The organism is Marinilactibacillus sp. 15R, from assembly GCF_001895285.1.
GTDB lineage: Bacteria > Bacillota > Bacilli > Lactobacillales > Carnobacteriaceae_A > Marinilactibacillus > Marinilactibacillus piezotolerans.
On the sequence record NZ_CP017761.1, the window covers coordinates 804333 to 818684 of the forward strand.

General features: G+C 36.8%; 13 protein-coding genes. 12 read left to right on the forward strand and 1 reads right to left on the reverse strand.

Going from position 1 to position 14352, the window contains the following annotated elements; translation table 11 throughout:
* Positions 1–61 precede the first annotated feature (61 nt).
* From BKP56_RS03955 to BKP56_RS03975, 5 genes are all read left to right on the forward strand, one after another.
* Complete coding sequence (locus BKP56_RS03955; protein ID WP_072693807.1) at positions 62–1123, forward strand: SDR family oxidoreductase; 1062 nt, start codon at positions 62–64, stop codon at positions 1121–1123.
* A 223-nt stretch (positions 1124–1346) separates the two neighbouring features.
* Positions 1347–2078 (forward strand): glycerophosphodiester phosphodiesterase, encoded by a 732-nt coding sequence (locus BKP56_RS03960; RefSeq protein WP_072693808.1) that lies wholly within the window; start codon positions 1347–1349, stop codon positions 2076–2078.
* A 441-nt stretch (positions 2079–2519) separates the two neighbouring features.
* Positions 2520–3512, forward strand: a complete 993-nt coding sequence (locus BKP56_RS03965) for a mannose/fructose/sorbose PTS transporter subunit IIA (protein WP_072693809.1) — start codon at positions 2520–2522, stop codon at positions 3510–3512.
* Between the two features lie 41 nt (positions 3513–3553).
* The gene (locus BKP56_RS03970) at positions 3554–4354 is read left to right on the forward strand and encodes a PTS mannose/fructose/sorbose transporter subunit IIC (protein ID WP_072693810.1); all 801 of its coding nucleotides are present in this window, start codon (positions 3554–3556) and stop codon (positions 4352–4354) included.
* Positions 4355–4373: 19 nt separating this feature from the next.
* Complete coding sequence (locus tag BKP56_RS03975) at positions 4374–5288, forward strand: PTS system mannose/fructose/sorbose family transporter subunit IID (protein WP_072693811.1); 915 nt, start codon at positions 4374–4376, stop codon at positions 5286–5288.
* 251 nt (positions 5289–5539) lie between these two features.
* On the opposite strand, the gene BKP56_RS03980 is transcribed toward BKP56_RS03975, so the two are convergent.
* Positions 5540–6562 (reverse strand): IS30 family transposase, encoded by a 1023-nt coding sequence (locus tag BKP56_RS03980; RefSeq protein ID WP_072693812.1) that lies wholly within the window; start codon positions 6560–6562, stop codon positions 5540–5542.
* A gap of 162 nt (positions 6563–6724) precedes the next feature.
* On the opposite strand from BKP56_RS03980, the gene BKP56_RS03985 reads away from it, so the two are divergent.
* From BKP56_RS03985 to tnpC, 7 genes are all read left to right on the forward strand, one after another.
* The gene (locus BKP56_RS03985; RefSeq protein ID WP_072693813.1) at positions 6725–7105 is read left to right on the forward strand and encodes a DUF956 family protein; all 381 of its coding nucleotides are present in this window, start codon (positions 6725–6727) and stop codon (positions 7103–7105) included.
* 456 nt (positions 7106–7561) lie between these two features.
* A complete protein-coding gene (locus BKP56_RS03990) occupies positions 7562–9010 on the forward strand; it encodes an amino acid ABC transporter substrate-binding protein/permease (protein ID WP_072693814.1) in 1449 nt (482 codons plus the stop codon).
* Entirely contained in the window at positions 9003–9731 is a 729-nt protein-coding gene (locus tag BKP56_RS03995) for an amino acid ABC transporter ATP-binding protein (RefSeq protein WP_072693815.1), read from the forward strand. The genes BKP56_RS03990 and BKP56_RS03995 overlap by 8 nt, the downstream gene beginning before the upstream one ends.
* Before the next feature lie 250 nt (positions 9732–9981).
* Positions 9982–10665: an IS6-like element IS1216 family transposase gene (locus BKP56_RS04000; protein ID WP_072693816.1), complete on the forward strand. Its 684-nt coding sequence runs from the start codon at positions 9982–9984 to the stop codon at positions 10663–10665.
* A 799-nt stretch (positions 10666–11464) separates the two neighbouring features.
* Positions 11465–11887 (forward strand): cupin domain-containing protein, encoded by a 423-nt coding sequence (locus BKP56_RS04010; RefSeq protein ID WP_072693817.1) that lies wholly within the window; start codon positions 11465–11467, stop codon positions 11885–11887.
* A gap of 324 nt (positions 11888–12211) precedes the next feature.
* On the forward strand, positions 12212–12571 hold the full coding sequence (gene tnpB, locus BKP56_RS04020; protein WP_072693819.1) for an IS66 family insertion sequence element accessory protein TnpB: 360 nt from the start codon (positions 12212–12214) through the stop codon (positions 12569–12571).
* Between the two features lie 99 nt (positions 12572–12670).
* Positions 12671–14221, forward strand: a complete 1551-nt coding sequence (gene tnpC / locus BKP56_RS04025; protein ID WP_083540463.1) for an IS66 family transposase — start codon at positions 12671–12673, stop codon at positions 14219–14221.
* Positions 14222–14352 lie beyond the last annotated feature (131 nt).

The window sequence follows — 14352 nt, forward strand, 5'->3', positions numbered from 1 at the left end:
TTTTTCAATAAAATGAACTTTAAGAAATAATAACGTACATCCATTAAAGGAGGAAGATAATATGGAACAAAGAACAGTAGATACAGGAATGCCTTTAAATAGTATGAAATTAAAATTAAAAAAATTAAAGGACCAAGTAATGGTTATCACAGGGGCCACAAGCGGAATTGGTCTGGTAACTGCAAGGATGGCCGCAGAACAAGGTGTAAAGTTAGTGTTAGCTTCGAGAAACGAAGAGGCTTTAAGTATATTAGAAAAAGAATTGAAAGTTAGAGGAACAGAGTCTGCCTATGTTGTAGCCGATGTGTCTAAAGAAGAAGACATAGACAAAATTGCTGAAAAAGCAATTGCAGAATTTGGCGGATTTGATACTTGGCTGAATAATGCTGCAGTGTCTATTTATGGATATTCAGCAGAAATTCCAATTAAAGATATGCGCCAATTATTTGATATCAATTTCTGGGGAGTTGTATACGGAACTCGAAGAGCCATCGCTCATTATAAAGAAAAGAATGAACCTGGATCTATTATTAATATGGGTAGTGTTGTAGGAAATCGTGCATTTCCGGTTCAATCAATCTATTCAGCCAGCAAACATGCCATTAGAGGATTTACAGATGCTGTACGTATGGAACTGGAAAAAGAACACGCACCAGTAGTTCTTTCCCAAATTCATCCAGCTAGAGTAGATACTCCTTATACAGATCATGCAACAAGTTATATCAATAAAAAGCCAACACATAAAGGGATTGTTTATCCACCCGAAAGTGTGGCAGAAGCAATTCTTCATGTTGCTGAACACCCTAAACGCGATATGTATGTGGGGACACAATCTAAATTCTTCTCAATCGTGGGAATGATACATCCGAGACTGACTGATAAAATTATGGAAATCAATACGTATCCTACTAATTATGATGAGAATACGAAATCGCCAGCTCCTGAGGCTGGAAATCTCTATGAACATAAAGAAGATTTGTATGAGCGTGGTAATAACTTAGGCTGGCACAGACCAAAAAGCCTTATGGTAAAAGCGAAAAAAAATCCTGCTGTGACAGCAGCAGCCATAACTGCAGGAGTTGCGTTAACAGCGTTAAAATGTATACAACTCAAAAAAATATAAAGTAACAAGATAAAATACTATCTAAATACTGCCTCTGAAAGTTGGGAAATAGTCTAACTTTCAGAGGTTTTTATAATAAAACACTATACAAACTTAATAAAATAGTAGTAAAAAATGCATTAAATTTATATTCTTATGCTACACTCTTTTTGTAGGATAACAGCGAAAAAACTATGTAAGAATAATGACTGAATAGATCGTTATAAGGGAAGGAAGTAGTATTATGACATTAAATTTGGCCCACCGAGGATTTAGTGGAAAGTATCCAGAAAATACGATGATTGCATTTCAAAAAGCTTTCGAAGTGGGGGCTGACGGTATTGAATTAGATGTTCAATTAACGAAAGATGGAACGGTCGTTATTTTTCATGATGATACTTTAGAGCGATTAACAAGTAGTAAAGGACAATTAACAAACTATACTCTAGAGGAGCTTAAGTCTTTATCGATTAATAGTAAAGGTCAGGAAGAGTTAGCAGAACAAAAAATCCCGACTTTAAAAGAATACTTTGAATGGGTGCAGGATAAAAACCTTCTTACTAATGTTGAACTTAAAACAGTTAACGGTAATGATATTGGATTAGAAAAGAAAGTATTAAAAATGATTGAAGAGTATGGATTAGAAAATCAGGTAATCATATCTTCTTTTCACAAAGAAAATATGATTCGAGTTAAAAAATTAAATGCAACAATTCAGACTGGACTGTTGATATCAAAGTGCACTAAACAAATTATCCAAAAAGCTAAAGAAATAGGGATGAATTATATCCATCCTAATGCATTATCTTTAAATGAAGAATTAATAGAATATGCAGACAATTACGATTTGAAAATCAATGCTTGGACAATCAATGAAAAATTAGATTTAGAAAAAGCAGTTAAAGTTGGAATCAATGCTATTATTACAGATTTTCCCGATCGCCTTAAGAAAATTCAAGATAAGCTATCCGTTTAGATATATGAATCAGATTATTAGTTCATGGATTTATAAAAACAAAGTGTGATTCGCTTTCCATTTTAACAGCAGCTTTTAAGTTTGAAATATTGATCAATACACTAAAACTGAGAAGGATAAAATCTTGAAGCGAAAACAGATACACTAATTAGTGTATCTGTTTTTATATTTTTTTGTTATTAAACGTTGATAAAACAACGTTTAATAACGATACACTAAAGTTGGCACGGAATTTGCAATATAGTAAGTGACGGACAAATACTGTAGTTTTGTCGCTCTAAGCTTCCAATAAGATTAGAGATCGAAGAAGATTGAAAGGGGGAGACATTGTAAGAAAGAATAAAAAGAATTGAGATATAGACAAACTATCAAATGATGAGAACGATTTTGGTGGACATGTCTAGTTAAGCAATAGAAAGAAATTATTTAGGAGGTTAAGAAATGGTAGGAATTATACTAGCAAGCCATGGCGAATTCGCTGAAGGCATCTTGCAATCCGGCGCAATGATCTTTGGAGAACAAGAGAATGTTAAAGCTATTACCTTGATGCCAAGTGAAGGTCCTGAAGATGTCAAAGCAAAAATGAAGAGAGCAATTGCATCATTCGATGATCAAGATGAAGTATTATTCTTGGTGGATCTATGGGGAGGTACTCCGTTTAATCAGGCTAATACTTTATTTGAAGAGAATAAAGATAAATGGGCAATCGTTGCTGGTTTGAATTTACCAATGTTAATAGAAGCTTATGCATCTCGCTTGTCAATGACATCTGCTCAAGAAATTGCTGCACATATTATTGAAACAGCAAAAGATGGTGTAAAGGTCAGACCAGAAGAATTACAACCTGCATCTGCTAATGGAGTTAAAATTGCAGACGATGGACAACCTAAAGGAGAACTACCTCCTAATACAGTTGTTGGAGACGGAAAAATTAAAATTGTTTTAGCACGTGTAGATTCTCGTTTGTTACATGGACAAGTAGCAACGGCATGGACAAAAACAACACAGCCAAACCGTATTATTGTTGTTTCCGATACAGTTTCAAAAGACGATCTTCGTAAGAGATTAATCGAACAAGCTACACCACCAGGAGTTAAAGCAAATGTTATTCCAATCGATAAAATGATTGAAATATCTAAAGATCCTCGTTTCGGGAATACTAAGGCATTATTATTATTTGAAAACCCCGAAGATGTTCTTAGAGTAGTTGAAGGCGGCGTAGATATTGAAGAAGTTAATGTTGGCTCACTTGCTCATTCAGTTGGTAAAGTAGTTGTAAGTAATGTGCTTTCTATGGGCCAAAATGATGTAGAAGCTTTTGAAAAACTTAAAGAAAAAGGTATCAAATTTGATGTACGTAAAGTACCAAATGATGGTCGTGGCAATATGAACGAAATTATGAAAAAAGCAAAAAATGAATTGGCACGTAAATAATAAACTAATAAAATAAATTTAATTTAATTAGGAGGCCTATTATGTCTATTATATCAATTATTTTAGTAATTCTTGTTGCTTTCCTAGCAGGTGTGGAAGGAATTTTAGATGAATTCCAATTTCACCAACCACTAGTAGCATGTACATTAATCGGGTTAGTAACAGGTAATTTAACAGCAGGTATTATTCTTGGCGGAACACTTCAAATGATCGCATTAGGTTGGGCAAACATTGGAGCAGCCGTAGCACCAGATGCTGCTTTAGCATCAGTTGCATCAGCAATTATTTTAGTATTAGGTGGACAAGGCGTTGACGGAGTTCCGGCAGCGATCGCAATTGCAGTTCCACTTGCAGTAGCAGGACTTTTCTTAACAATGGTTGTTCGTACATTAGCTGTGCCTATTGTACATTTAATGGATAGCGCAGCTGAAGATGGTAATTTTAGAAGAATTGAGCTTCTTCATATAGTAGCTGTAATTATGCAAGGTGTTCGTATTGCGATTCCAGCAGGAGCACTTTTATTCATCCCAGCAGCAACAGTTCAATCTTTCCTAGAATCTATGCCAGCTTGGTTAACAGATGGTATGGCTATCGGTGGTGGAATGGTCGTTGCGGTTGGTTATGCATTGGTTATTAACATGATGGCAACAAAAGAAGTATGGCCATTCTTCATTATTGGTTTCGTAGTAGCCGCAATGACTGAATTAACGCTAATTGCTCTTGGTGCATTAGGTGTAGCAATCGCATTAATTTACTTGAACCTTTCTAAAATGGGCGGTTCTTCAAATGGTGGCGGAAGCAACTCCGGTGACCCACTAGGAGATATATTAAACGATTATTAATCCCGAAGGAGGAGAAAACATGGAAGCAGAAAAAATTCAGTTATCTAAAAGAGATCGCTTATCCGTAGCATGGCGTTCTACGTTTATCCAAGGTTCTTGGAACTATGAGCGTATGCAAAATGGCGGTTGGGCATATTCAATGATTCCAGCGATCAAAAAATTATACACAACTCAAGAGGATCGTTCGTTAGCATTAAAACGTCATTTAGAATTCTTCAACACTCACCCATACATTGCATCACCAATACTTGGAGTTACTTTAGCTCTTGAAGAAGAACGCGCAAACGGGGCTCCTGTAGATGATGTTGCAATTCAAGGGGTTAAAGTTGGTATGATGGGACCTTTGGCAGGTGTCGGTGACCCTGTTTTCTGGTTTACTGTACGTCCTATGTTAGGTGCTCTAGGAGCATCATTAGCAATGGGTGGAAGTATTTTAGGACCAATCATTTTCTTTGTAGCTTGGAACCTTATTCGTTGGGGATTCATGTGGTATACACAAGAATTTGGTTACAAAGCAGGCTCTAAAATTACTGATGACCTTTCAGGTGGTTTATTGCAAGACATTACAAAAGGGGCATCAATACTAGGTATGTTCGTATTGGCTTCCTTGGTACAGCGGTGGGTATCCATTAATTTCCAACCGGTTGTTTCCAGGGTTCAGTTAGACGAAGGAGCATATATAGATTGGGATAGTCTACCATCAGGAGCTGAAGGAATTCGACAAGCCATTGAACAAGTAAACTCTGGTTTATCCCTTTCACCTGTAAAAGTTACAACTTTACAAGATAACTTGGATCAATTGATACCAGGACTAGCTCCATTACTTCTAACATTGCTATGTATGTACTTGCTTAAGAAAAAAGTCAGCCCGATCATTATTATTCTTGGCTTATTTGTAGTCGGAATCGGTGGACACTTGATCGGTCTTTTATAAAAGATTTTAAGGCTATGAATCAACACTAATTCGTATACAAAAAGTGGCTGAGTCTTTTTCTCAGTCACTTTTTTTATTGTGTCATTTGTCAAATTAAACTAGAAAATATTTATACTCCTTCATGTTCCCTTTATGAATAAATGCAAGTATAAGGAAAGTCATTTCTGTCGGTCGGCGTAAACGTTAAAACACGGCGTGTCAGTGACGGAAAGAGTGCTCTTCTCTTGTAGTCGCTGACTCGCTGTGTTAGATTACACAGCTGACGGACAAAATGTTCTTTCCGCCCATTTCTGGAGGGAGGCAAGAGAAATAGCTTGTCCCAAATTATTGTGAATTTCTTCTACGAATACTTGCATGGGTGTCTTGAACCCGAGAGACCGTCTTGGAATTCGATTCCTCTCATCAGACATGGATTGAATAAATGTTTCACTTACCTTGTTAAAATCCATTTCTTTGGGCAGTCCGTTCCTTCGAAGAATACCATTTGAATTTTCATTCAATGGCCGTTGTGAAGGAGTTCCAGGGTCACAAAAATAGATATCAATATCGTTCGCGTTAGAAATATCTTTCCAGTTTGAAAACTCTTTTCCACAATCAAAGGTGAGTGATTTAAAGAAATGTGCCGGTAAATGATTGAGCCAGTCAGTGATGACCCTTCCTACATCTTTGGCTTTGCGACTCGCCGGTTTGAATGTGAAAATCATCTTAGACAAGGGCTCTGCAAAAGTAACGACTGCACTTTTGTGCTTCAATCCAACGATCGTGTCGCCTTCAAGATGACCGAATTCTTTCTCTACATTAGGGTGGTCAATTTTTCGTTGAGCAATATTCCGAGTGAAGGCTTGTTTTCCGCGTTTCTCCTTGTGCCCATTAGGTTTGCGTTTTCCTTTCATTGGAAGAAGGTGTTTATCAAACATCCCTTCTCTTGCCCGGCGATAAAGAGTAGTAGCCCCCATAGAAAAAGCAAGAAAGGTACTATCTGCTTTATGGTGATTGGCGATCATATCAAGTGACCACTTTTGACGAAGCAGATGTTCGACATGACCTTCTTCTTCAACAGAAAGTTTTAAACGTTTACGACCACAACGCGATTGTTTTGTCTTTCTCTGTTCCCAGAATTCTTTTGAATTTTTCCCAGTCTTAAAGAAATTGATCACATCATAAACCGGCTGTTTTTTGCCCATGATCTCAATAATTCTAGAAGTCGTTACATCTGCCAAATAATATTTTTCTATGAGGATGATATCATCCATGGTAAACTGTTTGTGAGCCATACGTGTTCCTTCTTCCTTGTAGATTTGGTGGTACAAACTACTTTAAGGGAACACGTGTGGTTTTTCAAATATCTTTTTCTAGTTTAATTATAAAATTCGCGTTGATATAAGTACTTGAATCAACGTATAATAGAATAAAATTAATGAATTGGAGCGGATAGAATGGTTGAATCAATTAATACAAAAGTTGACTTGGTAATAGATGCTACCGCTTTTACAGGATTAACTGATTATGGAAAAATTATGATCGGAGACAACGGATTTGAATTTTTTAATGGTCGTGATACGCGTAAATTTATTCAAATTCCATGGGAAGAAGTGGAGAATGTTATTGCTTCAGTTATGTTTAAAGGAAGATGGATTCCTCGCTACGCAATTGAAACAAAGAGGTCTGGAACGTTTACGTTTTCATCAAAGCATCCTAAGACAGTTCTTCGCGCTATACAAGTATACGTTGATCCAAAGCATATGGTACATTCTCTAAGTTTTTTTGATGTACTTAAGCGTGCTTTTAAATCAATAGGCAAGAAAAAAAAGAAATAGGAATTATTATTTTATAGTTCAATTAAAAACATGGGAGACTAATTGCATTTTGCAATAGTCTTCTTTTATTTTATGTTTTAAAAAAGCCGAGAGTAATTATAGGTGAAGAAAATTAATATATGTCATTAAACTATAAGTGAAATGGAATATGTACTCCTGGATTTCAAACGGTTTATTGTGAAAAAATAGATTTTTGTCATGAAGATTAGCAGCTGTTTGTAAAATATATACTAGACTAAATTTAAATATGTCGTGATAAACCTAGTAGTTATTAGTGAGAAAAAATCTCTATAATTTAAAATTAAATACTTAATAAAATTAAGTATTTATCCATTTTTAATTAATAATCATATGAAAATATAACGAGTAATAGATAATGGTGTTTTCATCCTTATAATTACTGTATAATTTAAAAGATACCGTGTCATAAATTGGAAATAGAAAAGGATGGATATAATGAAGGTTTACAGGAAAAATAAATTAGCATTGGGGTTGCTGTTCATAGCTACTCTAGTTTTAAATGTGTTTTTATTTCCCGCAGATGTCAATGCAGAAGAAGAGACGTATATTATTGCAACTGACGCTACCTTTGCACCATTTGAATATGAGAATGAAGATGGAGAGTATGTGGGGATAGATGTTGATATACTTACTGCCATTTCTGAAGATCAAGGATTTGAATTTGAACTAAGACCAATGAATTTCAGTGCAGGACTACAAGCTCTAGAGTCTAATCAAGTAGACGGAATGATTGCTGCGATGAGTATCACGCCGGAACGTGAAGAAGCGTTTGATTTTTCTGAGCCATATTTTGATGCCGGACCAGTCATGGCGGTACGTGAAGATAATGAAGAAATTAATTCTTATGAAGATCTTGAAGGGAAAACAGTAGCTGTAAAAGTTGGAACAATTGGAGCAGAATTGGCAAGTGAGCTTCAAGAAACATATACTTTTGAGATTAATCAGTTTGAAGACTCTTCAGGAATGTATGAAGACGTTTTGGCAAATCACTCGGATGCCGTTATTGAAGATTATCCCGTTATGGCTTATGCCATTCAACAAGATTTGCCATTACGCTTACCGACTGAGCCGGAAGAAGGAGATTCATATGGATTTGCAGTTAATAAAGGATTGAACCCTGAATTAATTGAAAAATTTAATGCCGGTTTAGTTAATATACGAGAAAATGGAACATATGATGATATAATTGAAACCTATTTGGGCGAGAATGTACAAGGAACAACAAGCAGTGGATTTTTCGGGTTGATAGAAAATAATTATGAGAACTTACTACAAGGACTGGGTCGTACTTTGGTACTTACTTTGGTATCTTTTGCAATCGCACTTGTTGCGGGAACGATTATTGGCTTGTTCAGTGCCGCTCCAAGTGTAGTACTGAATTTTATAGCGAATATCTATGTGACGATTTTACGTGGGATACCATTGATTGTATTAGCATTTTTCATGTACTTTACGGTTCCTCAATTATTAGGAGTACAAATTACAGCTTTCACGGCAGGTATTATAACCTTAAGTTTGAATACAACTGCATATATTGCTGAACAAGTACGAGGCGGAATTGCAGCTGTCGATAAGGGTCAGTTAGAGGCTGCTCGTAGTTTAGGCTTGCCGTATGGGCTTTCGATGCGCAAAGTTGTAGTCCCTCAAGCAATTAAAATTATGATTCCTTCATTGATTAATCAGTTTGTGATTACATTGAAAGATACATCTATACTGGCAGTGATTGGAATTGTAGAGCTAACCCAAACAGGTCGAATTATTATTGCTCGTTCTTATCAGTCTGGTTCAATGTGGATTATTGTAGGATTAATTTACTTGATTATTATAACTCTATTAACTAAACTTTCGAATCTGATTGAAAGGAGACTCATTACAAATGATTAAACTCAAAACAGAACAACTTAAAAAGAGTTTTGGTAACTTAGAAGTATTGAAAGGTTTGGATCTTGAAGTAAAAGAAGGAGAAGTTGTTGTAATTATTGGTCCTTCCGGTTCAGGTAAAAGTACGTTTTTACGCTGTATGAATTTATTAGAAGAGGTTAGTGGGGGGAAAGTTATTGTAGATGATCATGATTTAACTGACCCTGCTCAAAATATTAATAAAGTTCGAGAAAATATCGGAATGGTGTTTCAACAGTTTAACCTTTTCCCACATTTATCTGTTATGGATAATATTACTTTAGCGCCCAGACAGTTATTGAATATTTCCAAAAGTGAAGGCGAAAAGTTAGCCATGAAACTTTTGGAAAGTGTTGGGATGGAAGACAAGGCTGATGCTTACCCAAGCTCACTTTCTGGAGGTCAAAAGCAGCGTGTAGCCATTGCTAGAGCTTTAGCTATGGATCCTGATATTATGTTATTTGATGAACCGACAAGTGCACTGGATCCGGAAATGGTTGGTGAAGTACTAGGAGCTATGAAGAAACTAGCCCAAGAAGGAATGACGATGATTGTTGTTACTCATGAAATGGGATTTGCTAGAGAAATGGCTGACCGTATAATCTTTATGGATGAAGGACAAATTGTTGAGATAGGAACACCGGAACAAATTTTTAACCACCCTGAAAACGAACGAACTAGAGACTTTTTAGACAAAGTATTATAAATTAAAAAAATTCTTCAAAAATTCTATTTAGCTAGAATTCTTGAAGAATTTTTCTTTTTAATCTACTTTTTTGGAAAAATAGTCTTTAAATCATGGACTAAAAGCTTTTATGACTAACTATTATATTATCGATTAATAAGTATGAATAATATATAATAAGTTTAATAACTAAAGTAGGTTCTGTTGCAAAGTTTTAAATCTACTATCAAATAAGGTAGAATAATAGAAAAAGATAGCAGGAGGAATGACGATGAATCATTTTAAAGGAAAGCAATTTCAGCAGGATGTGATTATTGTAGCCGTGGGCTACTATCTTCGTTATAACCTTAGCTATCGTGAAGTTCAAGAAATCTTATATGATCGTGGCATTAACGTTTCTCATACGTCGATTTATCGTTGGGTGCAAGAATATGGCAAACTACTCTATCAAATTTGGAAAAAGAAAAATAAAAAATCCTTTTATTCATGGAAAATGGATGAAACGTACATCAAAATTAAAGGAAAATGGCATTATTTGTATCGAGCCATCGATGCAGATGGTTTAACCTTGGATATTTGGTTACGTAAAAAACGGGACACACAAGCAGCCTATGCTTTTCTTAAGCGGTTAGTGAAGCAGTTTGATGAACCGAAGGTTGTAGTCACAGATAAAGCCCCCTCTATTACAAGTGCCTTTAAGAAACTAAAAGAATATGGCGGCTTTTATCAAGGGACAGAACATCGTACCATTAAATACCTGAATAATTTGATTGAACAAGACCATCGTCCAGTAAAGAGACGCAATAAATTCTATCGAAGTTTACGCACTGCCTCTACCACGATTAAAGGCATGGAAGCCATTCGAGGATTATATAAGAAAACCCGAAAAGAAGGCACTCTCTTCGGGTTTTCGGTCTGTACTGAAATCAAGGTATTATTGGGAATCCCAGCTTAAATCATAGATACCGTAAGGGATTTTATTCTTTATTTAAAACTTTGCAACAGAACCGTTAAATTCATATGATTTTTAATCTGCAAAAAAGTTTATAGCACCGTCGCTTATACCAGAAAATATAACAAACGCCGCATTGTTTTTTTGTGCACTTTAATAATCTATTCAACTAAGGAATTAAGCTGGCTGTCAAGAGAGTAATATCGTATTGAATCTCAGGTGGAAATTTTCTGCGGTATCTTTTTTGACTGAAATGACATTAGTGTCTTTTGGGGATTGTGTATGTAAGTATTTTTTAAAATCATTTTAACAAGTTTTGGACAAAAATTCTCATGAAAAAACAGAATTTAAATAGCATGATAAATTAGAGAAGATAGTTTAATGTGCTTATAGGAACACCCCACTTTTACAGTCACAATCAATAACCTTGCTACTTTCTTTCGAAATTGATAAGAGTCTAAAGGATTGACAACGCTTGATAGTGAGCATAAACTTAATGTATGCTAGTTAGTTTACAAGTGCAAACTAAAAAAGTATGATGTGTCGTCTCTGAAATTCTCCCTGATTCAAGTCATAACCAGAGTACATATCGGTTATTTTTTGATTCCATATTTTTTCCTTTATGTGCTGAGGATTAAGGGGTACCAATTGTAATTGCGCGTTATATGGTCTTTGTTTAGAATCGCTCTCCAAAAAGCTAATTTTTTTGCATAGAATTTTAGATGTGGTATCATTAATTAGAATTATTATAAATAAGAAGTAGGTATCATTGTTTCAGTACAAAGACTAGGAGGAATGGAAGATGGAAATAGACTACAAGGATCATGGGAAGAAGCCGTATATCATTAATATTGAAGACGCCACCACAGGAAATGATAATTACCGGACGACCATTTGGACAGGCAGTAAACTGCAAGTCACCGTAATGTCCATTCAACCGGGCGATGACATCGGTTTGGAAGTGCACGAAGGCATTGACCAATTTATCCGTATTGAAGAAGGAGAAGGCGTGTGTAAAATGGGGCCTTCTAAAGATAACTTACATGTTCAACAAAAAGTGATGGATGATGACGCCGTATTTGTTCCGGCGGACATGTGGCACAACATCGAAAACACCGGTGATAAGCCGCTCAGACTGTATACCATTTATGCTGGTCCAGATCACCTTGAAGGAACGGTTCACCCTACACATAAGGATGCAGAAAATGATCCAAATGAACATTAACTTTTAAAAGTGCCGAATAAAAACCGTTTATCCCTTCTACAAAGGATAAACGTAAGCGATGAATAGCTAGGTACCTGTGAGTCCTAGCGGCCTCCTGTTAAACTTGAGATATCTTAAGTACACAGGAGGTTTTTAATTTGGAAAAGAATAAACAGTCTATCATACCGATAACCCTACATGACGATAAAACTGATCGCCGACACATTTCGAAGTTCCATTCACAGAAAATGGTGGCACATTTAAAAAATAGTCAGACAGAGCTACTTATTTACGAGGGGATCAAACCCTCGACATTGAGAGTTCTCCTCGCGGAGATGTCATTCAATGAAACTCGTTGATTTTACTCAAGTAGAGAATATTTTTATCGTGTGTGGAAAGACGGATATGCGCCGTCAAATTGATGGATTAGCTGCGACGATCACAGAAGAATATGATATGGATGTTTATCATGAGGCCCTCTTTCTCTTCTGTGGTGGAAAGAAGGATCGGTTCAAAGCTCTTTACTGGGAAGGCGACGGCTTCCTTCTCTTATACAAGCGTTTAGAGAATGGGAAATTGAATTGGCCGCGTAACCAGAACGAGATTCAAAAGTTAAGTGCGCAACAGCTGCGTTGGCTGCTTGAAGGATTATCTGTTAATCAAAAAGTCTCCATAAAACCTGCGGTTAAAGGAAGTATAGCCTAAGAAATGAGAGAGAAATTGATGAAAAAATCAATGGCTCTCTCGTTTTCTTTTTCTGACTAGTGTAAAATTTAAGTACTATTTATGTGAGGAGAAGCAGACATGTCTATCAAGAGCGAAAAACAGTTTGAAGTGATTATTGAAAAGTTAGATCAGCTGTTAGAAGAAAACAAACAACTGAAGACCATTATCGCTCAAAAAGATGATGAGCTTTCCTTACAGAAAGAACAAATCGAATTCTTAACTCAGAAATTGTACGGCCCAAAGAAGGAAACGTTGAAAGATGATCCCAATCAAGGCAATCTCTTCAATGAGCGCCTTTTTAGCGAACCAGAGCAGACTGGTGACCAAAGCGACGAAGAAGAAGTTATAGTCACAACCGTTAGCCGTCGCAAAAAACGTAAAGGTTTAAAAGACAAGCAGTTGTCTTCTCTTCCTACTGTTGATCACATTCATGAAATCGAATCTTGCACGTGTCCAACATGTAAGGAAGCAATGAAAGAAATCAGTACACAACTCATCCGTCAGGAAGTGAAATTTATCCCGGCAAGAGTTGAAAACCACAGACATTTCCAAAAAACATATGCCTGCGCGAACTGCGAAAAAAGCGGGACACGGACGCCGTTTGCAAAATCTGAAATCCCAAGACTTCCTTTAAATAATACAGCCGCCTCTGCGTCGCTGATAGCAGAAACGATGTATCAGAAGTTCGAGCAAAAAGTCCCAGCCTACCGACAAGAGGCTTATTGGAATCTACTTGGCTATCCGATTCCTCGGCATACCATTGCGAATTGGCACATTAAAACGTCCCAGTATTATTTCGAAGCACTGGTGGCTGTAATGCGACAAGAACTGTTGAACCAGAAGGTTCTACACGCCGACGAAACGACATTCAAAGTACTGAATGACAAAGACCGACAAAAGTCCTATATGTGGTTATTCAGTACCGGCAAATACAGCGAACGTGCCATACATATCTACAAGCTTGGTCCATCACGCAGTGGCTCTGTCCCTAGAGATTTCTTAGAGGAGTACACTGGCTATCTACATAGTGATGGATTCTCCGGGTACAACAATCTTCCAGGGATGACGATGATTGCCTGTCTGGCGCATATCAGACGGAAGTTCTATGACGCCCGTCCAAAGAACTATTCCAGTAAGAGTGTCGCTCATAAGGGAGTCACGCTGTGTAACGAGTTATTTGCGTTGGATAAGTCCCTCAAGGACTTATCTGTTAGCGAACGGTATGATCAGCGCTTAGAACTAGTGAAGCCAAAGCTTGAGGCGTTTTTTGACTGGTGTGAATCCCTAACTGCGCATGGCAAACTTGGCACAGCGATCAACTATGCGCTGAATCAGAAAGAGCGAATGATGAACGTTCTGAAGGACGGCCGTCTCGTGCTATCCAACAATCTAGCCGAACGTGGCATCAAGTCACTCGTTATGGGCAGAAAGAACTGGCTGTTTTCAAAATCTTTTGAGGGTGCTCATGCCGTTGCGACTATTTTGAGTCTCGTCGAGACGGCCAAATCCAACGGATTACATCCACGAAAATATCTGGACTACCTCTTAACTTATCTTCCAAATCGACAAAATACACCTTTGGAGGCTTATTTGCCATGGAATCCAAAGGTGCAGATGGAATGTCGCTAGACATTCAGTATATTATACTCTTCGGACATTTCTTATTATAGAGGTGTCCGATTTTTATTTGTAGGTACTCAGCTATTCATCGCTTACGGATAAACGGTTTTATTCTGTCATTTTTATTACTAAGAAATCAC

Excerpts from the sequence above, each read along its gene's own strand:
- tnpC (WP_083540463.1), top strand. The coding sequence starts at position 12,671 with ATGTCTATCAAGAGCGAAAAACAGTTTGAAGTGATTATTGAAAAGTTA.
- BKP56_RS03975 (WP_072693811.1), top strand. The coding sequence starts at position 4,374 with ATGGAAGCAGAAAAAATTCAGTTATCTAAAAGAGATCGCTTATCCGTA.
- tnpB (WP_072693819.1), top strand. The coding sequence starts at position 12,212 with ATGAAACTCGTTGATTTTACTCAAGTAGAGAATATTTTTATCGTGTGT.
- BKP56_RS03970 (WP_072693810.1), top strand. The coding sequence starts at position 3,554 with ATGTCTATTATATCAATTATTTTAGTAATTCTTGTTGCTTTCCTAGCA.
- BKP56_RS03965 (WP_072693809.1), top strand. The coding sequence starts at position 2,520 with ATGGTAGGAATTATACTAGCAAGCCATGGCGAATTCGCTGAAGGCATC.
- BKP56_RS04000 (WP_072693816.1), top strand. The coding sequence starts at position 9,982 with ATGAATCATTTTAAAGGAAAGCAATTTCAGCAGGATGTGATTATTGTA.
- BKP56_RS03985 (WP_072693813.1), top strand. The coding sequence starts at position 6,725 with ATGGTTGAATCAATTAATACAAAAGTTGACTTGGTAATAGATGCTACC.
- BKP56_RS04010 (WP_072693817.1), top strand. The coding sequence starts at position 11,465 with ATGGAAATAGACTACAAGGATCATGGGAAGAAGCCGTATATCATTAAT.
- BKP56_RS03980 (WP_072693812.1), bottom strand. The coding sequence starts at position 6,562 with ATGGCTCACAAACAGTTTACCATGGATGATATCATCCTCATAGAAAAA.
- BKP56_RS03995 (WP_072693815.1), top strand. The coding sequence starts at position 9,003 with ATGATTAAACTCAAAACAGAACAACTTAAAAAGAGTTTTGGTAACTTA.
- BKP56_RS03960 (WP_072693808.1), top strand. The coding sequence starts at position 1,347 with ATGACATTAAATTTGGCCCACCGAGGATTTAGTGGAAAGTATCCAGAA.
- BKP56_RS03955 (WP_072693807.1), top strand. The coding sequence starts at position 62 with ATGGAACAAAGAACAGTAGATACAGGAATGCCTTTAAATAGTATGAAA.
- BKP56_RS03990 (WP_072693814.1), top strand. The coding sequence starts at position 7,562 with ATGAAGGTTTACAGGAAAAATAAATTAGCATTGGGGTTGCTGTTCATA.